Annotated in this window: 26 protein-coding genes and 1 pseudogene; 19 read left to right on the top strand and 8 right to left on the bottom strand. The window is 68.9% G+C overall.

The window, feature by feature from the left end; all coding sequences use genetic code 11:
* Positions 1–103 precede the first annotated feature (103 nt).
* The 8 genes and pseudogenes from PHC73_RS02420 to PHC73_RS02455 form a co-directional block, all read right to left on the bottom strand.
* Entirely contained in the window at positions 104–811 is a 708-nt protein-coding gene (locus tag PHC73_RS02420; RefSeq protein ID WP_300124000.1) for a hypothetical protein, read from the bottom strand.
* 2 nt (positions 812–813) lie between these two features.
* On the bottom strand, positions 814–2001 hold the full coding sequence (locus PHC73_RS02425; RefSeq protein ID WP_300124002.1) for a restriction endonuclease subunit S: 1188 nt from the start codon (positions 1999–2001) through the stop codon (positions 814–816).
* A pseudogene (locus PHC73_RS02430) lies at positions 1998–3605 on the bottom strand (class I SAM-dependent DNA methyltransferase). The gene PHC73_RS02425 and the pseudogene PHC73_RS02430 overlap by 4 nt, the downstream one beginning before the upstream one ends.
* 109 nt (positions 3606–3714) lie before the next feature.
* Entirely contained in the window at positions 3715–4140 is a 426-nt protein-coding gene (locus PHC73_RS02435; RefSeq protein WP_300124004.1) for a type II toxin-antitoxin system VapC family toxin, read from the bottom strand.
* Complete coding sequence (locus PHC73_RS02440) at positions 4137–4388, bottom strand: Arc family DNA-binding protein (RefSeq protein WP_300124006.1); 252 nt, start codon at positions 4386–4388, stop codon at positions 4137–4139. The genes PHC73_RS02435 and PHC73_RS02440 overlap by 4 nt, the downstream gene beginning before the upstream one ends.
* Positions 4389–4497: 109 nt before the next feature.
* Positions 4498–6222: a DNA polymerase/3'-5' exonuclease PolX gene (gene polX / locus PHC73_RS02445; protein WP_300124008.1), complete on the bottom strand. Its 1725-nt coding sequence runs from the start codon at positions 6220–6222 to the stop codon at positions 4498–4500.
* Between the two features lie 501 nt (positions 6223–6723).
* Positions 6724–7365, bottom strand: a complete 642-nt coding sequence (locus tag PHC73_RS02450) for a LysE family translocator (protein WP_300124010.1) — start codon at positions 7363–7365, stop codon at positions 6724–6726.
* 198 nt (positions 7366–7563) lie between these two features.
* Positions 7564–8733, bottom strand: coding sequence for a hypothetical protein (locus PHC73_RS02455; protein WP_300124012.1), 1170 nt, complete (start codon positions 8731–8733; stop codon positions 7564–7566).
* A gap of 292 nt (positions 8734–9025) precedes the next feature.
* Here PHC73_RS02455 and nifE point away from each other — a divergent pair, with 292 nt between their 5' ends.
* The 19 genes from nifE to PHC73_RS02550 all read left to right on the top strand — a co-directional run bounded on the left by nifE (position 9026) and on the right by PHC73_RS02550 (position 20751).
* Complete coding sequence (nifE, locus tag PHC73_RS02460; protein WP_300124015.1) at positions 9026–10474, top strand: nitrogenase iron-molybdenum cofactor biosynthesis protein NifE; 1449 nt, start codon at positions 9026–9028, stop codon at positions 10472–10474.
* Entirely contained in the window at positions 10474–11829 is a 1356-nt protein-coding gene (nifN, locus tag PHC73_RS02465) for a nitrogenase iron-molybdenum cofactor biosynthesis protein NifN (protein ID WP_300124017.1), read from the top strand. The genes nifE and nifN overlap by 1 nt, the downstream gene beginning before the upstream one ends.
* A gap of 37 nt (positions 11830–11866) precedes the next feature.
* The gene (gene nifX, locus PHC73_RS02470; protein WP_300124020.1) at positions 11867–12280 is read left to right on the top strand and encodes a nitrogen fixation protein NifX; all 414 of its coding nucleotides are present in this window, start codon (positions 11867–11869) and stop codon (positions 12278–12280) included.
* Positions 12273–12737, top strand: coding sequence for a NifX-associated nitrogen fixation protein (locus PHC73_RS02475; protein ID WP_300124022.1), 465 nt, complete (start codon positions 12273–12275; stop codon positions 12735–12737). The genes nifX and PHC73_RS02475 overlap by 8 nt, the downstream gene beginning before the upstream one ends.
* A 5-nt stretch (positions 12738–12742) precedes the next feature.
* Positions 12743–12967 (top strand): CCE_0567 family metalloprotein, encoded by a 225-nt coding sequence (locus PHC73_RS02480; protein ID WP_300124025.1) that lies wholly within the window; start codon positions 12743–12745, stop codon positions 12965–12967.
* A 121-nt stretch (positions 12968–13088) separates the two neighbouring features.
* Positions 13089–13403: a ferredoxin III, nif-specific gene (fdxB, locus tag PHC73_RS02485; RefSeq protein ID WP_300124028.1), complete on the top strand. Its 315-nt coding sequence runs from the start codon at positions 13089–13091 to the stop codon at positions 13401–13403.
* Between the two features lie 4 nt (positions 13404–13407).
* Positions 13408–13944: a nitrogen fixation protein NifQ gene (locus PHC73_RS02490; RefSeq protein ID WP_300124031.1), complete on the top strand. Its 537-nt coding sequence runs from the start codon at positions 13408–13410 to the stop codon at positions 13942–13944.
* 13 nt (positions 13945–13957) lie between these two features.
* Positions 13958–14383 carry a group II truncated hemoglobin gene (locus PHC73_RS02495; protein WP_300124034.1) on the top strand — a complete coding sequence of 142 codons (426 nt, stop codon included), beginning with the start codon at positions 13958–13960 and terminating at the stop codon, positions 14381–14383.
* A 222-nt stretch (positions 14384–14605) separates the two neighbouring features.
* Positions 14606–16243, top strand: coding sequence for a nitroreductase family protein (locus tag PHC73_RS02500; protein WP_300124037.1), 1638 nt, complete (start codon positions 14606–14608; stop codon positions 16241–16243).
* An 11-nt stretch (positions 16244–16254) separates the two neighbouring features.
* On the top strand, positions 16255–16659 hold the full coding sequence (locus PHC73_RS02505) for a rhodanese-like domain-containing protein (protein WP_300124040.1): 405 nt from the start codon (positions 16255–16257) through the stop codon (positions 16657–16659).
* Positions 16650–16883: a BolA family protein gene (locus PHC73_RS02510; RefSeq protein WP_300124042.1), complete on the top strand. Its 234-nt coding sequence runs from the start codon at positions 16650–16652 to the stop codon at positions 16881–16883. Before PHC73_RS02505 ends, PHC73_RS02510 begins: the two co-directional genes overlap by 10 nt.
* Before the next feature lie 25 nt (positions 16884–16908).
* Positions 16909–17244 carry a Grx4 family monothiol glutaredoxin gene (gene grxD / locus PHC73_RS02515; RefSeq protein WP_300124046.1) on the top strand — a complete coding sequence of 112 codons (336 nt, stop codon included), beginning with the start codon at positions 16909–16911 and terminating at the stop codon, positions 17242–17244.
* Positions 17245–17281: 37 nt separating this feature from the next.
* Complete coding sequence (locus PHC73_RS02520; protein ID WP_300124050.1) at positions 17282–17620, top strand: Rieske 2Fe-2S domain-containing protein; 339 nt, start codon at positions 17282–17284, stop codon at positions 17618–17620.
* Between the two features lie 4 nt (positions 17621–17624).
* Positions 17625–18470: a hypothetical protein gene (locus PHC73_RS02525; protein ID WP_300124053.1), complete on the top strand. Its 846-nt coding sequence runs from the start codon at positions 17625–17627 to the stop codon at positions 18468–18470.
* A 21-nt stretch (positions 18471–18491) separates the two neighbouring features.
* Positions 18492–19124, top strand: a complete 633-nt coding sequence (locus tag PHC73_RS02530; RefSeq protein ID WP_300124055.1) for a glutathione S-transferase family protein — start codon at positions 18492–18494, stop codon at positions 19122–19124.
* 134 nt (positions 19125–19258) lie between these two features.
* Complete coding sequence (locus PHC73_RS02535) at positions 19259–19561, top strand: antibiotic biosynthesis monooxygenase (RefSeq protein WP_300124058.1); 303 nt, start codon at positions 19259–19261, stop codon at positions 19559–19561.
* Positions 19562–19736: 175 nt separating this feature from the next.
* On the top strand, positions 19737–19973 hold the full coding sequence (locus tag PHC73_RS02540; protein WP_300124060.1) for a hypothetical protein: 237 nt from the start codon (positions 19737–19739) through the stop codon (positions 19971–19973).
* An 18-nt stretch (positions 19974–19991) separates the two neighbouring features.
* Entirely contained in the window at positions 19992–20324 is a 333-nt protein-coding gene (locus PHC73_RS02545; RefSeq protein WP_300124063.1) for a DUF6156 family protein, read from the top strand.
* A 61-nt stretch (positions 20325–20385) separates the two neighbouring features.
* A complete protein-coding gene (locus PHC73_RS02550; RefSeq protein ID WP_300124066.1) occupies positions 20386–20751 on the top strand; it encodes a hypothetical protein in 366 nt (121 codons plus the stop codon).
* Positions 20752–20839 lie beyond the last annotated feature (88 nt).

A 20839-nucleotide genomic window follows, 5' to 3' on the forward strand; every position in this document is an offset into this window, starting at 1 on the left:
TACAACCACCACCTGCCCCAGCAGGCCCTGAACGCCCAGACCCCGGCGCAGGCCCTGCAGAGCTGGTACAACTCTCATCCTGAGCTCTTTCATCGAAAACCAACTAATCGGCCGGGACGTGACAGCTGGCGAAACCGTAGAGGTTCCTCAATGCGGCCTTGATCGCACCGTGCGGCCAAGTTTTGACCTGGTTGCAGATGCCACCCAACTCGGCCTCGGTGACGCCCGGAGTGGTCCGCCCGATGGCCTCCAGCAGGTTCACCTGCTTCTGGATGCAAGTCTTGATGCGGCCATCCGTGCTGTCGTGGCGCAGGTCGCGCACGGCGTTCTCGAAGTCATTCATCAGCGCATCGAGGTGCGCATCCTGGCCCGTCAGTGCGCGCAGATCGCGCACCAGGCTCGCGAACACGCCGGGCAATGTCGGGCAGAGCACGCACGGGCGACGCAGGTCGTAGCGCAGGCTGAATTTTTCGATGAATGCGGCGAGCAGGTTGAAATAGCGGTTGGTCAGCGCATCGTCGCCGGGGGTCTCGAACTCTTCCAGCGTGCCGTGAACGGCCTCGAAGAAGCCGACGAGTGCCCGTTCTCCGGCGATATCCTCCGCGCGGGTGTGCTCGAACGCGTCCCGGCTCTGTGCAGGGTTGTCGATGACGTCGGCCAGCGCTTCGACCGACGGCTCGTTCTTCAGCGCCCGGGCCAGCTCGCGGTACAGCTCGCAGAAGATGTCCTCGGCGACGTCTTCATGGTCGATCAGCGGCAGCCATATTTCGCGCCAGGTCTCGGACCACACGCCGATGCACTCGCCGCGCATGGCTAAAGCTCTCCCTGGAAGGCGCGGTGCTGGAGGGTGGCGAAGAGGCACTCATGCGCCGTGAGAGATCCGCTTTGCACTAGCTTCAGATTGTCCACGGCCGTGATGCGATTAGCGAAAGCACGCTGAAGAGACAACGGTGGCAGGTACGTCGAGAGGCTCTTGATGTCTGTCTGGTTCAGGCTTGCTTGGTTCACAGCGCGCTTGCATCGGGTCCGAAAGTGCGTGCGAACAGCTTCGTGCTTCAGCAAATGCAACAACCACACTGGTTCAACACACTCCAGCCTCGGACGCAGTCTCAGCAGGTTGATGCCGTGAATCAGTCGCGTAGGTGTTCCGGAATACAAGGCTGTCTTGGCGATGTGGTCAACGCTATTGATATGGCTGAACAGGATGTCTCCGGGCGCCAGTTGAAAGTTCTCGACAAGTGACGGGTCCGCTGAAACCCAACGAACTCGGTCCGGGTTAATCGTCCCAGCCGCAATCGTTTCAATCCGTGTGATGGGCCAGCCGGCCGGATCCTCCTGCTGCTCGGCATTTGTCCCATTGCGTATGGCGATGAGAGCATCACCGAGCGCGATGTTCGGCCACCCCTTCGGATTCGTGGCGGGGTCGCCGAACATGTCGAGGAAGATGGATTGGGTGAGGGTGTCGAGCTGGGCGAGGGCGGTGCGGCGCTTGGCCCGCAGCGCGTCCGCCTTGTCCAGGATGTCCGCAATCCGCCGCTGCTCGGGGAGGGGCGGGAGGGGCAGCTTCGATTCACAGACGATTCGATCCGAGACCGCGGGGTAGCTGGCGCCGGTGGCCTTCCGCACCATGTCACTGACGAAGCGCGGAGACTTGACCCACTGGTAGAGATACCGGGCGTCGAGTTGCCTCGCCCGCGGACGGAGCACGCAGAAGCCCGTCGACGCCGTCGCTCCATCCAACTCTGGGGGCACAAGTGCAACGCCGTTCAAGTTGGGCCTCACCGTCGAGACAAGCACATCACCTGCGCGTATCAGTTGCCGCGCCCTGCTAGGCGCCTCAGCGCACGCGAGCTCGCGCGCTCCCGACACGATCTTGGCATCCTGATCGACTGCGCTCAGATCGACGTACGTGAAAACGCCATCAGGATCGTCTCGCTCCGGCGTCCAAGAGGACACGGGGTCAACCTGCTCGCCGATAGCGCTCAGCGGCGGGGCACTCATCCCAGCATCCCCTCCAGCTCCCTCATCCCTCGCTGTATCTCCTCCTCCAGCCGCGCCAGTTCGGCCAGGATTTCCTTCGGCGGGCGGTGCTCGACGGCCTCGTGCACCACTTCCTTGTAGCGGTTCAGCGACAGGTCGTAGCCCTGGGCGGCGATGTCGGCCTTGGGCACGCAGAAGCTCTGCGCGGTGCGCGGGCGCTCGCGCTCGGTGCCTGCGCGCTCGGCCCAGCGGGCGAGCACGTCGGGGAGGTTGTTTTTGGCGTGTTCTTCGGGGGTCAAAGACACTGGATTCCGGCGTTCGCCGGAATGACGATCCGCGCGGCTTGCGCCGGAATGGCGGGCGGGCACGGGGCCGAGCTTGTCTTCCGGCAGCAGCGGATTGCGCTTGTCGTCCAGGCTCCAGCCGTCGGCCTGCACGTCGTAGAACCAGACGTGATCGGTGCCGCCGGAGTTGGTCTTGGTGAACAGCAGGATGGCGGTGGAGACGCCGGCATAGGGCCGGAACACGCCGCCGGGCAGCTTGACCACGGCATCGAGCTTCTAGTCTTCCACCAGCATGCGGCGCAGTTCCCGGTGTGCCTTGCTGGAGCCGAACAGCACGCCGTCCGGCACGATCACCGCGGCGCGGCCGCCGGCCTTCAGCAGGCGCAGGAACAGCGCCAGAAACAGCAGCTCGGTCTTCTTGGTCTTGACGATCTGCAGCAGATCCTTGGCGGTGTTCTCGTAGTCGAGGCTGCCGGCAAAGGGCGGGTTGGCGAGCACCAGCGTGTATTTCTCTTCCTCGCCCGCGTGGTCCTGGGCGAGTGAGTCGCGGTAGCGGATGTCCGGGCTGTCCACGCCGTGCAGCAGCATGTTCATGCTGCCGATGCGCAGCATGGTGTTGTCGAAGTCGAAGCCGTGGAACATCCAGTGGTGGAAGTGCTCGTTGAGTGCGGCGTCGTGCAGCAGGTTGGGGTGGTGCTCGCGCAGGTACTCGCCGGCCGCCACCAGAAAGCCCGCGGTGCCGCAGGCCGGGTCGCAGATCACGTCGAGCGGCTCGGGCGCGGTCAGCTCCACCATCAGCCGGATGATGTGCCGCGGCGTGCGGAACTGGCCGTTCTGCCCGGCGCTCGCGATCTTGCCGAGCATGTACTCGTACACGTCGCCCTTGGTGTCGCGGTCTTCCATGGGCACGGCGTCGAGCAGGTCCACCACCTTGGCCAGCAGCGCCGGCGTGGGGATGGTGAAGCGCGCGTCGCGCATGTGGTGCGCGTAGGTGGAATCGCCGTTGCCGAGCTGGCGGGCGAGGTCCGCGCGCAGGTACGGGAACAGGTGCTCGCCGACCAGGGCGAACATGTCGGCCGGGGCAAAGTGCTTGAAGCGCGACCAGCGGTAGTCGTCATACGGCCGGCCTTTCGCGTCCTTGCCCTCCGGAAAGATGCGTCGCGCCATGGGCTGGCGCAGCCGGTTGGCCTTGTTCTCCTCCAGCGTGTGCAGGTCGTCCAGGCGGCGGATGAACAGCAGGTAGGTGATCTGCTCGATCACCTCCAGCGGGTTGGCGATGCCGCCGGACCAGAAGGCATTCCAGATTTGGTCGATCTGGTTCTTGATGTCGCCGGTGATCATGCTGGGCTTGTGTGTTGGGTGGGCTTCATTGCGGTGGGGTCCGTTTGGTGTTTCTGGTGCAGCTTCCGGTGCCACGGTCTTGCCGGCAAGCGCGGTGATCGGAGCCGCGTCACGCCGATGCGTTCCATGGATCGACGACATTCACACCCGCCGCCTCAAACGGGCCGGTGTCCCGGGTGGCGACCGTGAGCCCATTGGCTGATGCCGTGGCGGCGATATGGCCGTCGGCAGTGGCGATGGCACGGCCAGCCATGCGTGCGCGGGTCATCAATTCGGCATAGGCCTGCGTGGCGGGCAGGTCGAAGGGCAGTATCCGGCCGAGGAACAGTGGCAGTACACGTTGCTCGAAGTCTTCCCCAAGCCGGGTTCTCCGTTTGCCCGCCGGCAGCGCGGCGATGCCGAAACGCAGTTCGGCCACGGTGATGGCGGAAAGGAACAGGGTTTCGAGCGGCTGATCGTCCAGCCAGGCGACCACTTGGCTGCTGGGTTTCGGCCGCAGGGGCTCCGAGATGACGTTGGTGTCGACCAGAATCATTCGAATCGCACGGGTTCGGCGGGGGTCTTGTCCCGTTGCTCGAATACGGCCTGGTCTTCGTCGGCAAGCCCGGCGCGACGGCCGACGTCAGCCAGCAGTGAACCCAGCTGGATACGCCCGGCGGGCTTCGCCGCCTCTTCCAGAATGGCGCGCACTTCCGCTTCGGTGCTGCGCCCGTGCAGGGCGGCGCGCACACGCAGTGCGCGGTGCACTTCGTCGGGCAGGTTGCGGATAGTCATAGAGGCCATGAGAGCGATCCTCCATAGCGAAAGCATTGCTGTCAATTTAATTTCTTGATATCAAATTCGCAACGTTCCGTGTTTTGAGGCGTGTGCCGGTGGGCAGCTAGTGCGGGCCTCAGTCCCGCCGCAACAACCCCCGCAACGCGTCCAGTGGGCGCGTGTTGAGCACGTCCGCGGCCTCCAGCCAGCCGCGGCGGGCCTGGCCGATGCCGTAGTCGAGGTTGCTGAAGTCGTCCACGGTGTGGGCGTCGGAGCTGATGGCGACCAGCACGCCTTCTTCCCTGGCCAGACGCGCGTGGACATCGGTGAGGTCGAGGCGCTTGGGCTGGGCGTTGAGTTCCAGAAAGCAGCCGCGCCGGCGGGCGTGGCGGACCAGGCGCAGCCAGTCGAGGTCGAGCAGGGGACGCTTGCCGAGTTCGCGGCTGCCGGGGTGGGCCAGCACGTGCAGGTGCGGGTGATCCATGGCGCGCATGAGGCGCCGCAGTTGCCGCGCCGGCGAAAGGTCGAAGTGGCTGTGCACGGCGCCGATCACGAGGTCGAGCTGGCCGAGGACCGCATCCGGCAGGTCGAGCCGGCCGTCTTCGAGGATGTCCACCTCGATGCCCTTGAGCAGCACGATGCCGTCGAGCTGCGCGTTCAGAGCGTCGATCTCCTCGCACTGCTGGAGCAGGCGTTCGGTGCCCAAGCCGTGGGCGATGGTGAGGCGCTGCGAGTGCTCGGTGATGGCCAGGTACTCGAGCCCGGCGGCGCGAGCGGCGGCAGCCAGCTCCTCCAGCGTGGCGTTGCCGTCGCTGGCGCGGCTGTGGCAGTGCAGGTCGCCCCTGAGGTCGGCGCGTTCGATCAGGCGCGGCAGCGGCGCGCGGGCCGCCCACGCGATCTCGCCCCGGTCCTCGCGCAGCTCGGGCGCAATCCACGGCAGGCCGACGGCGGCGAACACGGATTCTTCCGTCTCCCCGGCAACGCGCGCCTTGTCGCGGAACACGCCGTATTCGTTGACCTTGAGCCCGCGCGCCTGGGCGCGCTTGCGGATGGCGATGTTGTGCGCCTTGCTGCCGGTGAAGTAGTGCAGGGCGGCGCCGAAGGCGGCCGACTCGACCACGCGCAGGTCCACCTGCAGGCCGCAGGCGAGCACTACCGAGGCGCGGGTGCTGCCCTGGGCGAGGATCTCGCGCACCTCGTCGTAGCCGGTGAGCCGCTGCATCACCGGTGCCGGCTCGTCGCTGGCGACCAGGATGTCGATGTCGCCCACGGTTTCGCGGCGCCGGCGGTAGCTGCCGGCGATTTCGAGCTGCTGCACCTGCTGCGCGCCGCGCAGCCAGTCGGCCAGCGCCTCGGCGTACTGGGCCGCCACGGGCAGCAGCATGGGCGTTTCCGGCGCCGCGGCCTGTGCCCGCAGGTGTTGGAGGATGCGCGGTTCGGTCTTGGCGCCGAAGCCGGGCAGCTCGCGGATGCGCCCGGCCTGCGCCGCCCTGCGCAGCTGCGCCACGGTATTGACGGCCAGCCCCTGGTGCAGGGCCCTGACGCGCTTGGGGCCGAGCCCCGGAACGCGCAGCAGTTCGGTCAGCGCGGCCGGCACCTGATGATGCAGGCGCTCCAGCAGGGCGCAGTGGCCGGTGGTGGCGATTTCGCGGATCTTGGCCGACAGGTCCTTGCCGATGCCGGGCAGCTTGGGAAGTGGTTCACCGCTGACGACCCGTGTTGCCAGGTCGCGGCCGTGGTCGCCCACGGTGCGCGCGGCGTTGCGATAGGCACGTACCCGAAACGGGTTGGCGCCCTGCAGTTCCAGCAGCTCGGCAATCTGCTCGAAGACGGCGGCGATGTCGGCGTTGTGGACGGGCATGCCGGGCTCCTGCGCAGGTGGGCTGGGTGATTCTGGTGGGTGTAGGTGTACCGCGGTGGGCGGCGTCAGGTCATGCGACAGACCCCCACGTGGCGTGTCTCAACCCGGCCAATGGCCGTTGCCTGGATCGGGCCCGCTGATCCAGGCGCCTGCTTGAACGCGGGTATTTGTGCTCCAGCCGAGCTGGCCTCATTCCTGCGGTTAGGCGCTGCAGGGACCGGACCTTACCCCCGCCGGTGCGCGAGTTCCCGCTGCCGGCCGGTAGCGCGATTACCTGCTGTTCGTCGGGGGCGAACCGGCCGGGGATATCGAGACGAGAAAGCCGGCGTCACGATGAGCGGAAATGCTGAAAAATTCCTCCATGGCATTGTTCAGCTTGCTGCAGCGCGGTACACGGTCGCGCTGCGCTTCGTGAATCACGGCGTAAGCCTTTGTTTCATGACGGGACACCCTGTCCCGGACGGGATGCTCTGGATAAGTCAGGGCATTCCAAGGCTTGGCCTACGGGCGGTGCCCGGCCACGGTGCTGGTGCCAAGGGTGAAGCCGGCGATCAGGAACAACCCGCCGGCGACGGCGTCGATCAGGCGCTGCGTGCCGAGCCGGGCGAGCGCGACGCGGGCCCGGTCGGCGGCGCAGGCGTAGCCGGCGAGGACGGAAAAATCGATCAGCGAGGCCAGCACGCCGAAGCCGGCCAGGCGCAGCGGCGCGTCCTGCCCGCCGAGCGGCGCGAACTGCGGCAGCAGCGCGCCCCAGTACAGCAGGCCCTTGGGGTTGGAGAGCTGGTTCAAAAAGCCCTGCCACAGCGGGTTGGCCAGGCCCGCCACCGGCAGCGCGCCGGGCGCGGCCGTGGTCCGGCGCGCCGCCGAGCGCAGCATCTGCACGCCGATCCAGGCGAGGTAAGCCGCGCCGGCCAGCTTGATGCACTCGAACAGCGCCTGCGAGCTTTTGAGCAGCGCCAGCAGTCCCGCCGCGCTGACGGCGGCGAACGCCAGGTTGGCCAGCAGCACGCCGAGCGCCGCGCGCAGCGCCGGCCCAAAGCCGAGCCGCACGCCAAGCGAGGTGACCAGCAGCACGCTCGGTCCGGGCGCCAGCGCAGCCGCCAGGGTGACGCCAAGAAACAGCAGGATGGCGACGGGGGTCATGGGGATTTCCGGTGACTGAAAAAATCCACGGACGAACTTGCAGGCATTTTCCGGGCCGGCCCTTGCGGCAGCCGAGGTCGCGATCGGCGCCGCGGGCGGCACGAGGCGTGCGTCCAGTGGGCGTTATTTAACAGGCCGTTGAAAAACGGCGGGGCTGAACCCGTCCCGCATCAACCCGGCCCCCATTTATGGGCCGGGTTAATAACGCAGCCATTCTGGACGCAGGATCATGGTCGCGCCGAGCGCCAGCATGACGGTCCCGCTCAGGAGTTTCAGCCAGCGTCCGGTGCGCACGGACAGCCTGCGGCTGCCCAGGGCGACGACCGCGGTCGCGACCATCAGGGTGTCGTCGGCGAGGTAGCCGACGATGTACAGCCCGAGATAGGCGTAGTTGGCGGCGGGACTCAGGCCGTGCTGGGTGAGCACGGCGGTGTAGATGGCCGGCAGACCGGCGGTGCACAGCAGTTCGAAAAAATTGACCACCACCGCCAGCACGGCGACCCCGGTCAGCGACAGCGCCAGCGTGTCGGCCGCCAGCACCGCCCGCATGCGCGCGTACAGGCCGGGTTTGGCCGCGGCCGGAATGGACAGGGAGAACCCCTGCCCCTCGCGCAGGAAGTCCCTGACGTTGACCGCGCCGAGCGCCAGTGCCGCCGCGCCGAGGGTCCAGCGCAGGATGGCCGACATGCCCACCAGCAGGAACACGTTGAGCCAGGCGGCCATGAACGCGTAATAGACGGCCCCGCTGGCCAGCACGAAGGTGCCGGCCACCAGCGCCATTTTCTTGCGGTCGTGCAGGTGTACCAGTAGCGACAGCAGGAACAGCAACACCCACATCGCGCACGGGTTGAAGCCGTCGAGCAGGCCCAGCGCCAGCGTGAACAGCGGCAGCCCCAGCCGCGAAACGCTGAGCGTCCCGAACAGACCGGTCTCGACGCCGGCCGGGACCGGCGGGCGCCGGTCGATCAGGGCGAGCAGTTCGGGTCCGGTGCGCTGCGCGCTGTCGAAGCCGACCAGCACCTGGTCCGCGAACACGAAGGTCGGCACCCCCGGCGGCCAGATGCCGGCGCGTTCGCAGTGCCGCAGCAGGTCGTCGCGGGCGCTCGCGTCCCGATCCAGTCGGCGCAGAACGATCCGCAGCCCCGGCCGCTCGTGGGCGAGGGTCGGCAGGTACGCCTCGGCTTTGGCGCAGTGCGGACAGCCGTCCCGCACGAAGACTTCGAGCACCGCCTGCCCGGCAGGCGGCGGCTGCGGCCCGGACGCCGCCAGGCAGGGCACTGCCAGCAGCAGGAAAACCAGTGCAAACCACTGCCGGCACCGGTCGGTGGGTGGGCGCCTTTCTGGCGCGGGCCATCGGCGGGTGTGCATGGCGTCTCGAAGCATGGCAGTCCGCTCGCGCTGCTGGCCAAAAAGCCCTGAGAGCTTGTGAATTTTTCAAGCTTCACAAACTCTGAGCGATTTTGCCTGCTCCCTGCGCCACGTCGCGCCGTGCGACAAACCCCACAGCGCCGTGTCGCAAACCCGCCAATGGCGGCGGGCCGCCCGCAGGCGATTTCCCCAAGTGCCTGTTTGACTGACGTTATTTCCGCCCGCCGGCGCTGGCCCGATTTCTGCTGAGCCCCTGTTGCCCGGCCCTGCGCGCCGGTGCCCGGAGGCCGCGATGAGCACCTTGTCCAGCACCATCCAGGATGTCTTCAACGAGCCCGGTTGCGGCAAGAACCAGGGCAAGTCGGAGAAGGAGCGCAAGAAGGGCTGCACCAAGCAGTTGCAGCCGGGCGCGGCGGCCGGCGGCTGCGCGTTCGACGGCGCCAAGATCGCCCTGCAGCCGGTCACCGACGTGGCGCACCTGGTGCACGGGCCGATCGCCTGCGAGGGCAATTCCTGGGACAACCGCGGCGCCAAGTCGTCGGGCTCGCTGCTGTACCGCACCGGCTTCACCACCGACATCAACGAGACCGACGTGGTGTTCGGCGGCGAGAAGCGGCTCTACAAGGCCATCCGCGAGGTGATCGACAAGTACGACCCGCCGGCGGTGTTCGTCTACCAGACCTGCATCCCGGCGCTGACCGGCGACGACATCGACGCGGTGTGCAAGGCGGCGCGCGAGAAGTTCGGCCGGCCGGTCGTCCCGATCAACGCGCCGGGTTTCGTCGGCAGCAAGAACCTCGGCAACAAGCTGGCCGGCGAGGCGCTGCTGGAGCACGTGATCGGCACGGAAGAACCCGAGTACACGACGCCCTACGACATCAACATCATCGGCGAGTACAACCTCTCCGGCGAGCTGTGGCAGGTGAAGCCGCTGCTGGACGAGCTCGGCATCCGCATCCTGGCCTGCATCTCGGGCGATGCCAAATACAGCGAAGTGGCGCAGTCGCACCGGGCGCGGGCGGCGATGATGGTCTGCTCCAAGGCCATGATCAACGTGACGCGCAAGATGGAGGAGCGCTACGGCATCCCGTTCTTCGAGGGCTCGTTCTACGGCATCGGCGACATGAGCGAGTCGCTGCGCGAGATCGCCCGCCTGCTGATCGAGCGCGGCGCGGACGCCGAGCTGATGACCCGCACCGAGGCGCTGATCGCCCGCGAGGAAGCGCGCGCCTGGGCGGCCATCGCGCCCTACAGGGCGTCGCTGGCCGGCAAGCGGGTGCTGCTGGTCACCGGTGGCGTGAAGTCCTGGTCGGTGGTGGCGGCGCTGCAGGAGATCGGCATGGAGGTGGTCGGCACCTCGACCAAGAAATCCACCGCCGAGGACAAGCAGCGCATCAAGGAGATCATGGGCGAGGAGGCGCACATGTTCGACGAGCTCTCCCCGCGCGAGATGTTCAGGATTCTGAAGGACGCCCAGGCCGACATCATGCTTTCGGGCGGCCGCTCCCAGTTCGTGGCGCTGAAAGCCAAGATGCCGTGGATGGACGTGAACCAGGAAAAGCACCACGCCTACGCGGGCTACGTGGGCATGGTGGAGATGGTCAGGCAGCTGCATCTCGCGCTCACCAATCCCATCTGGGCGCAGGTGCGTGAGCCGGCGCCGTGGGAAAGCACCACGCTGACGCTCGATTCGCCCGTCGCGGCCGATGCGGCATCCACCGCGCAGGTGGAGGCGGCCTGATGGCCACGGTGCGCCATTCCAAGAAGGCCTGCGCGGTCAATCCGCTCAAGATGAGCCAGCCGGTCGGCGGCGCGCTGGCCTTCATGGGGCTGGCCGACACCATGCCGATCCTGCACGGCTCGCAGGGCTGCACGGCGTTCGGCATGGTGCTGTTCGTGCGCCACTTCAAGGAGTCGATCCCGCTGCAGACCACCGCCATGAGCGAGGTCGCCACCGTGCTCGGCGGCTTCGACAACGTCGAGCAGGCGGTGATGAACATCTATTCGAAGTCGCGCCCCGCCATCATCGGCATGTGCTCGACCGGGCTCACCGAGACCAAGGGCGACGACGTGGAGGGCTACCTCAAGCTCACCCGCCAGCGCCACCCGGAGCTTGCAGACACCGCGCTGATCTACGTCTCGACGCCCGACTTCAAGGGCGCCTTCCAGGACGGCTGGGCGGCCACCGTGCTGCGCATCCTGCAGGTGCTGGTGGAGAAACCCGCCGCGCCGCGCGAGCCGGCCAAGGTCGCGGTGCTGCCGGGGTGCCATCTGACCGTCGCCGACATCGAGGAGCTGCGCGAGATTCTGGAGAGCTTCGGGCTCGATCCGGTGTTCGTGCCGGACCTGTCCGGTTCGCTGGACGGCCACGTGCCGGAGGATTTCAGCCCGACCACCATCGGCGGCACCCGGCGCGAGGCGATCGCCGCGCTTGGTTCGGCGAGTCTCGTGCTCGCCGTCGGCGAACAGATGCGCACGGCGGCTGAGTGGCTCGGCAAGCACATCGATGCGCCGGTGCAAATCTTCGACCGGCTGCTGGGCCTCGGCGCGACCGATCAGCTCATGGCCTTTCTCGCCGACCACAGCGGCCGGCCGGTGCCCACCAAGTACCGCCGCCAGCGCAGCCAGCTGGTGGACGCGATGCTCGACGGCCACTTCTACACCGGCGGCTGCAAGGTGGCGATCGGCGCCGAGCCGGACCTGCTGCAGGGCGTGGGCCAGTTCCTGGCCGAGCTCGGCTGCGAACTCGCCGCCGCCGTCACCACCACCGAGTCACCCGTGCTGGAACACCTGCCGACCGAGGAAGTGCTGATCGGCGATCTCGAGGACCTCGAAGCCCGCGCCGCCGGCTGCGACCTGCTGATCACCCACGCCCACGGCCGGCAGATGGCGCAGCGGCTCGACATTCCGTTCCTGCGCATGGGGCTGCCGATCTTCGACCGCCTCGGCGCCGCGCATCGCCTGGCGCTCGGCTACCGCGGCAGCCGGGATTTCATCTTCGAGGTGGCCAACGCGCTGATCGCCCACGGCCACGAGCCCAGCCCCGATGACTGGAGTCTCGCCGATGCCGCTGCGCCGTCGGTTGCGGCTGCTTGAGCCGCCCGCTTCCCGCCCACGTTTTCCCGGAGGCCGTATGAAAGTGGCGTTCTGCACCCAGGACCTCAGCCAGGTGGATGCCCACTTCGGCTGGGCCAAGAACATCGTCATCTACGACGTCGGCACCGACAGCCACGCGCTGGTGGAGGCCATCCAGTTCGACGGCGACCTGCAGGAAGACGGCAACGAGGACAAGCTGGCGCCGAAGCTCGAAGCCATCAAGGACTGCGCGATTTTGTACGTGGCCGCCATCGGCGGCTCGGGCGCGGCGCGCGTGGTGGCGCAGGGCATACACCCGATCAAGGTGGCGCAGCCGGAGCCGATCGCCGACATCCTGGAAAAACTCAAAGGCGTGCTCGCCGGCACGCCGCCGCCGTGGCTGCGCAAGGCGCTGCAAAAGGGCAAGGAACGGCAATTCGAACCCGACGACGAGGAACTTGAACATGGCTGAGGCAGCAACCCTGGACGACCCGCTGCAGGCGCCGATCGTGCGCGAGCTGGTCAAGCAGTGGCGCGCGCAGGACACGCACGGCGTGTGGGACAGCAAGTCCGACGCCACGCTGCTGGCGCCCTACATCCTGACCCGCGAGCAGCGCCGCGCCATCCCGCTGATGGGCGACCCGGACCCGGAAACGCTGTGGCGCCTCGAGCTTTTCTACAACGCGGTGGGCCTGGCCATCGAGCGGGCCACCGGCGTGATGGTGGCGCCGATGATGAAGATGAGCCACGAGGGCTTCGGGCGTCTCGTCCTGACCGCCGGGCGGCTGATCGCCGTGAACAAGCAGCTGCGCGACGTGCACCGCTTCGGCTTCGACAGCCTGGAGGCGCTGGCCGCCGAGGGCGGCAAGCTGGTGGCGGCCGGCGTCGAGATGATCCAGAAGTACCCGGAACTGGCGAACTACGGCTAAGCGACATGGAAGACCTCGACACGCTGAAGGCGCGCGTGAAGCAGCTCAACGCCCGCGCCACCACGCTCAAGATGAATCTGCACGACCTGTCGGAAGAGCTGCCGCTGGGCTGGGAGACCATCCCGGACATCGCCGCCCAGGCGCACGCGGCCTATCGGGAGCTCGCCGAGGCGCGGGCGGCGCTGGAGTCATTCGGCGCTGCCCGCCCGGGGCAGGAGGCCCCGGCGTGAAGCAAGGACGCAAGGCCTTGCTTCACGGAGCGCAGCGCGGGCGTGCACCGCGCTGCAGCGAGCCGAAAAATTCCAGGGACGGAATTTTTCGGCATTTCCCAGGCAACCCCGGAGCCTGACCATGGCCGAGTTCAGCGTCACCCTGCCCAACGGCCACGCCTGGACGCCGCGCTTCGTGCAGACCCTGAACGCCGAGCGCTGCATCGGCTGCGGGCGGTGTTTTCGGGTGTGCGGGCGCGACGTGTTCGAGCTGATCGGCCTCACCGAGGACGGCGAGCGGGTCACCATCGACCTCGACGCCGACGACGATGACGACGACATCGAGTACGAGCGCAAGGTGATGACCATCAGCCACCAGGAAAACTGCGTCGGCTGCGAGGCCTGCTCGCGCATCTGCCCCAAGCAGTGCCACAGCCACGCCGCGGCTGCGGGCTAGCGCCGTGAACGCCGCCGCCGCGAAGGCCCTCCCCGAGACGGCCGCGCCGGCGGCGGATGGCGCGCTGGTGCTGGCCTTCGACGGTGTGCTGACCCGTTTCGGCACGCTGTGTCTGTCGCACGACGAGGCGCGCGAGCTGGCGCGGTGTCACGACGTAAGTCATGCCGACGCCGACCTGCCGCCCGCGCTGCGCCACCGCGCCGACGAGGTGGACGACGTGCGCACGCTGCTGCTGGAGTTTGCGCGGGGCGAGCCGGCGCCGTGGCTGGCGAGCGCCGTGGCGGTGGCGTGTCTGGGCGACAATCACCTGTGGCAGGACCTCGGCCTGCCGAGCCGGGCGGTGCTGTCGCAGTTGCTGAGCACGTATTTTCCGGCGTTGGTGGCACGCAACCACGGCGACATGAAATGGAAGAAATTTCTCTACAAGGAGCTGTGCGACCGCGCGCAGGTGCTGTGCCGGGCGCCGTCGTGCGCCGTGTGCAGCGACTACGCCTTCTGCTTCGGGCCGGAGGAAGGGCCAGCGCTGCCGCCGCGCGACTGAAAGGCGACCCGGCGTGAGCGAAACCCAATCGGAAACCACCCCGTTCGAGGCCATCGGCGGCGCCGCCACCATCGACCGCCTGGTCGAGGCCTTCTACGCCCGCATGGACAGCCTGCCCGAGGCCGCCACCATCCGCAGCCTGCACGCGCCGGACCTCGGTCCGGTCAAGGATGTTCTGAAGCGGTATCTGGGCGAATGGCTCGGCGGCCCGCCGCTGTACTCGGCCGAGCGCGGCCACCCGCGTCTGCGCCAGCGGCATCTGGGTTTTCCCATCGGCGAGGCCGAACGCGACGCCTGGCTGCTGTGCATGCGCGGTGCGCTGGACGAGACCGTCGCCGATGCCCGCGTGCGCGAGGCCATCTACGAGCGCATGGCGAGCCTCGCCGACTGGATGCGCAACCAGGCCGACAATCCCCACGACGCGCGGCGGGCGCATTAGCCCGCGCCCACCCTGCCCCGCAGCCCTGTAGGAGCGGCTTCAGCCGCGAAGGCGCGTGGGATTCGCGGCTGAAGCCGCTCCTACCTCCGGGAGCCGCCACACCGTTTCGTCGCAAAGCCTTCAAACCGTGCACGGATGTCGTGGCCGTTGCCCGGTTGTTCATGTAACCGTGTGATCTTAAGGTCTTGTTCCAGGCGGCACCGAATTTGCGTAGCAGGTGCCATGGACGCCTACGCCACCGTCATCCGCTACCACGAGGCCACCAGGCACCGCTTCGCGGCCTACGCGCGCGGGCCGGAAACGCTGGACTGGGACGCGCAGCCGGCGCCGTTTCGCCACTACGAGGGCGCGCCGGTGCAGGTGCTGCCGCTTTGCGCCGCGCGTTTCGAGGCGCCGTTTTCGCGCCTGCAACGGCCGGTACACGGGCCGGCGGCTCACGCCGGCCCGCAGGCGCTCGGCGCGCTGTTGCAGCTTTCATTCGCCATCTCGGCGTGGAAATCGAACGGCGTCGAGCGCTGGGCGCTGCGCTGCAATCCGTCGAGCGGCAACCTGCACCCGACCGAGGCCTATGTGCTTGCCCATGGCATCGCGGGCCTCGCCGACGGCCTCCACCACTACCGCGCCGAGGATCATGCGCTGGAACAGCGCGCCGATTGGCAGCCGCGCATCGGGCCGCCGGGGCTGTATCTGGGCCTGAGTTCGGTGGTCTGGCGCGAGGCCTGGAAGTACGGCGAGCGCGCGTTTCGCTACTGCCAGCTCGACGTCGGCCACGCGGTGGCCTGCGTCGCCTACGCCGCCGCGCTGCTCGGCTGGCGCGTCGCGACGGCGCGCGGCCTTTCGAGCACGGCGCTGGCGCGGCTGCTGGGGCTCGATCGCCACGGCGATTTCACCGCCGGCCGGCGGGACGACGTCGAATGCGAAACGCCTGAACTGCTGCTGGCGCTGCACACCGATCCGGCCGCGTCCGGCGAAACAGGCGCGGCGCTGCCGGCGCGCGCCGAGGGCGCGCAGTGGCACGGCCGGGCGAGCGCGATCGACCGTCATCCGATGTACCGCTGGCCGATCATCGACGAGGTGGTCGCCGCGACGGCGGTTACGGACGCCGAGTCATCCGCCTTTGCCGTCGAGGCGAGCGAACCGGTGCGGCCGCCGTTCGAATCCGACGGCAGCGAGCCCGGCGCGGTGGCGACCATCCTTGGCCGGCGCAGCGGCCAGCGCTACGACATCGATGGCCTGATGCCCGCCGCGGTGTTCTTCCGCCTGCTGGATGCGACGCTCGCCCGGCCGCAGCCGCCGTGGCAGACGTTGCCCGAAGTCGGCCGCATCGCGCTGGCGCTGTTCGTGCACCGCGTGGAGGGTCTCGCGCCGGGTCTCTATCTGCTGCTGCGCGACGCGGCGAGCGCGGCCGCGTTGCCGGCGCTGCTCAAGCCCGAGTTCGCCGTCGCGCCGCGCGTCGCCGGCCCCGAACACCTCGACCTGCGCCTGCTGGGCGCGGTCGAGTCGGCAGCGCTGCGACGCGTGGCGCGCAGCCTGTGCTGCCACCAGGACATCGCCGCGACCGCGTGCTTCTCGCTCGCCATGCTGGCGCCGTTCGACGCCGTGCTGCGGGCCGATCCTGCCCGCTACCGGGCACTGCTGCGCGCAACCGGGCTGATCGGCCAGGTGCTGTATCTGCAAGCCGAGGCGCTCGGCTACCGCGGCACCGGCATCGGCTGCTACTTCGACGACGAACTGCACGCGCTGCTGGGCCTGAAGGACCGGCAATGGCAAAGCCTGTACGCCTTCGCCGTCGGCGTGCCGCTGCACGACGCGCGGCTCGAAACCACCGCGCCCTATGTCGGGCGCGATCTGGCGGCCTGAGGGAATCGACCATGCCCGAAGGCGCCTTCCGCCGGATCGCCGCCGCCGAGGCGCTGGCCTTCATGATCGCGGCCGCCGAACAGGCGCGCCCGTACCGGCTGTTCGACACGCGCGACGCCGACAGCTACGCCCGTGGCCATCTGGCCGGCGCCGAGCCGCTCGCCGAGCGCGACCTCGGCCACTGGATCGGCCGCCTGCCGCGTGCCGAGGCGCTGCTCATCTACTGCTACCACGGCCACGCCAGCCAGGCGTTCGCCAAGACCTTCGCCGACTTCGGCTACGCCGAGGTGTACAGCATCGATGGCGGCTTCGAGGCGCTGGTGCAGGCCATGGCAGTGATGCACAGCGCGCTGCCGGTGGCCGTCGTCCAGCCCTCACGGCAACCACAGCCCAAGGAGCCCGCCCCATGCCGATGACCGCACCGCAAATCGAGGCCCTGCTGCGGCGCGCCTTTCCGGACGCGCAGATCGAACTCAACGACACCGCCGGCGACGGCGACCACTGGCGCGCGCGCATCGTGTCGGCCGCGTTTGCCGGCAAGACGCGCGTGCAGCAGCACCAGATGGTCTATGGCGCCATCGGCCCCGACATGGGTGGCGCGCTGCACGCGCTGGCGCTGCAGACCGAAGTTCCCGCCTGACATTTCCGCTCAAGGAGAACCTGCCATGACCACATCCACCCCCGACCCGGTCGCCGAGCGCATCGACGACATGCTCGCCCGGCACGACATCGTGCTGTTCATGAAAGGCGTGCCGGCCGCGCCGCAGTGCGGCTTTTCCCAGGCCGTGGTGCAGATCATGGGCCAGCTCGGCGTGCGCTACGCCGCCGTCAATGTGCTCGCGGACGACGAGATCCGCGAGGGCATCAAGGCGTACTCCAACTGGCCGACCATCCCGCAGCTGTACGTGAAGGGCGAGTTCATCGGCGGCTGCGACATCGTGCGCGAGATGTTCGCGAGCGGCGAGCTGCAGCAGTTGATCGCCGACCAGGGGATTGGCTGAACACCTCACGGGCCTCCGGAACCATCGGGTACCCAACATGAACTTCACCACCATCTGCACCACCGACGCCGTGCGCGAAGGCGGCATGGGCCTGTTCCAGGTCGGCAGGAAAAGCGTGCTGCTGCTGTGGCCGGCCGGCGGCGAGCTCAAGGCCTACCGCGGCCGCTGCCCGCACGCGGACATGCCGCTCACCGAGGCCAGCTTTGACGGCCGGGCGGTGCGTTGCCCGCATCACCAGTGGGGCTTCGATGCCGGCAGCGGCAAGTGCGTGACGCACGCGGTGCGAAACGCACTGCACCCGTATCCGCTGCGCATCGAGGGCGACGCGATCCAGGTCGACCTCGGGCCCGTGAAACCACCACGCCAGCCGGCCTGACGCGATGCCGCTGCCCGCCGATCTGGTGCAGACCGAGCCGGGGCTGGCGGTGCTGCGCATGGCGGCGCTGCTGGCCGAGGACGACGGCGCGCTCGACGAGGAACTGCTGGACGCGATGGCCGAACACACAGCGCGCGGCGCGCTGGCCGCCACGCCGGCGGGGGCCCTGTGGCCGGAGCTGCGGCGTGGGCTCATGGCACGTGGGCCGTCGCGCATGCTGGCGGCGCTGCGCCTGTCGGGCGCGCTCGGTGCGGTGCTGCCGGAAGTCGCGGCGCTGTACGGCGTGCCGCAGCTCGGCGCCGATCAGCGCAGCGTCGACATCGGCCTGCACACGCTGAACGCGCTGGCCGAGGCCGCGCGCTGCGAGGCGCCGCTCGACGTGCGCTTTGCGCTGCTGGTGATGAACGTGGGCAAGTCCGATTCACCGCCCGAGCACCTGCCGGTGCACTACCGCCACATCGAGCGCGGCGGGCCGCGCATCGAGGCGATCTGCGCGCGGTTTGGCGTGCCGGTGGCCTGCCGGGAGCTCGCGCTGCTCGCGCTCACCGAATGCGAGCGCGTGCACCGCGTGTCCGAGGTCCGCGCGGGTCCGGTGGCGGCCATGCTGGCGCGCCTGGGCGCCTTCGGTCGGCCGGAACGCTTCGAAGCCCTGATGCAGGTCTGCGCCTGCGACTACCGCGCCCACGGCGAGGGTTTCGGCCCGGTCTATCCGAAAGCCGAGCTGCTCTACACCGCGCTGCGCGCCTGCCGGGAAGTCGCCAGCGACGCCGACGACCTCGACCTGGCGCGGGCCCAGGCGATTGCGGCGGCGCTCGGTTCGCAGCGCTGGTCGGCGGCCGGCAATGTCTGACAGCGCGCTCGTAGCCCGCCCATGGCCATGAAGTTCTACATGACGCCCGGTTCCTGTTCGACCGGCATCCACATCCTGCTGGAAATGCTGGAGCTGCCGTTCGAGGCCTGGGTGCTCAACCTGCCGGCCGGCGATCACCTGAAGCCCGAGTACCTCGCCATCAACCCGCGCGGCACGATCCCGACGCTGGTGCCGGACGACGGCCCGGCGCTAACCGACTTCAGGTCGATCGCGCTGTGGCTCGCCGAGCGTTATCCGCGCGCCCGGCTGCTGCCGGACGATCCAGCGCTCGCGGCGCGCGCGGTCGAGCTGCTCGACTTCGCGCTGGGTCAGCTGCACGGCGAGGGCTTCACGCGCATCTTCACCGCCGAGCGCTACCTCGCCGCGCCGGGCGCGCGGGCGCAGGACGACGTCGTCGCGCACGGCCGCGAGATCGTGGCGCAGGCATTCGCGGTGCTCGACAAACGCCTGCCGGCCGAGGGTTACGCGGTCGGCGAGCGGTTCACCATCGCCGACGCGGCGCTGTTCTACAACGAGTTCTGGGCCGACAGGACGAAAATCCCGCTGCCGCCGCGCGTCGCGGCGCACTACCGGCGCCTGCGCGCGCTGCCAGTGGTGCGCCAGGTGCTGGCCGAGGAGGGGTATCGTTCCTGAAATCTCTCCGGAGTTGCCGAAAGATTCCGTCCGCGGAATTTTTCGGCTCGCTGCAGCGCGGTACACGCCCGCGCTGCCCCGGTCGCCGACCGATGCCGCGCCTGCGGCCCGGCATTCCCCAAGGAGTCCCGCCCATGTTCATCGCCATGAACCGCTTTCGCATCGCCGCCGGCCGCGAGGCCGAATTCATCGAGGTCTGGCGCACGCGCGACAGCCGTCTGGCCGAGGTGCCGGGCTTCCAGCGCTTCAACCTGCTGCAGGGGCCAAGCGACGGGCAGGCCACGGTGTTCATCTCGCACTCCACCTGGGACAGCGCCGCCGCCTTCGAGGCCTGGACGCGCTCGGAGGCGTTTCGCGCCGCCCACGCCGGCGCCGGCCAGAGCAAGGGGCTGTATCTCGGTCCGCCGCAGTTCGAGGGTTTCGAAGCCGTGCTGTGAGTGTCGGCGGCTTTGTCGGGGAAGCCGCAAAACGGACATTCGCGCCGGGCGCGGGACCGGCGCGGCGAGGTAGTGCCGCCTGGAAGCAGCGCGTAGCGGCGCGGCGGGCGCGAGCTTCGATCGCCTGGCACAGCGGCTGCTTTGATGCAGCCAGGCCCCACCCGTGCGAGCAGTCATGAGCAGTGGTTACTTCATCGACTGGGACGGCAATGTGCGCAGCGTGACCGACCCCGGCGGCGGCTACCGCTGCGAGGTCGACACCGCGGCGCGCTACGTCGCCATCGCGACGCCGGTCGGCACGCTGGTGCACGAGGCCACCCTCTACCGCAGCCTGGAGGACGTCGCCCGGGCCGGCATGAAGGCCAGCCTCGTGCCCGGCAGCCAGCCCTGGGGCGAGCGCAACGACTGGTAAGCGCCACAGGACGCCGCCTTGGCCACTCACCACCATCTGGAACCCGAGGCTGCCGCGACCGGCGCAGCCGCGCGCGAGCGCTACTTCCTCACCTACCGCGGCACGCGGTTGCCGCTGCAGTTGACCGAAGAGCTGCCGGCCGACGCGCTCGGCCATCGCAACACCTATTTCCGCGCCCGCTATGACGCGCAGGACCGCATGCTGTGCTGCGAAAAACTGGTGTACGGCGAGGTCGAGCTGAGCCACCGCTACGAATATGACGCCGCTGGCCGGCTGCACTGCGCCGTCATCACGGTGGGCGACGACGAGCCGCGGACGCTGCATCTGGCACCGCGCCAGGCGGTGCCGTGAGCGCGTTCGGCGACCCGGGCAAGCCGCCACACCGACACCGCGTGACACAGGAGCCCTGGCGATGACACCCGCGACCGACACCACTGCGCCTGATACGGCAGACACCGCCGAAGCACCGATCCTGATCCGCCTCACCCACGACGGCCGGCGGGTCGAGGTCATCGGCCGCGACCTGTGCCTCGACGGGCGGCGCGAGGCCGACGCGCTGGTCGCGGTGCGCAGCCACCCGAACCGCCGGGCGATCTGGCAGACCGCCCCGGACGCCACCCACATGGCCGGCCGCATCCCGCTGACGGCGCACGAGGCCGCCCGCGCCCAGGCGGCGCTCGACGCGGCCCGCGCCGCCCACGAGGCAACGCCCTTCGCCGTGGCCGAGCGCATCCGCCACGCGGCGGACCAGATTCTGCGGCTGCGCATCGATGAATGAGCGCCGCCCGCGTCGGCAGGTGGCGCCGTGATCCACGTGGTGGAAGTGCCCTGGCAAGGCCGGCCGCTGGCCTGGTTCGCCTTCGACG

The organism is Immundisolibacter sp. (assembly GCF_028696615.1).
Classification (GTDB): Bacteria; Pseudomonadota; Gammaproteobacteria; order Immundisolibacterales; family Immundisolibacteraceae; genus Immundisolibacter.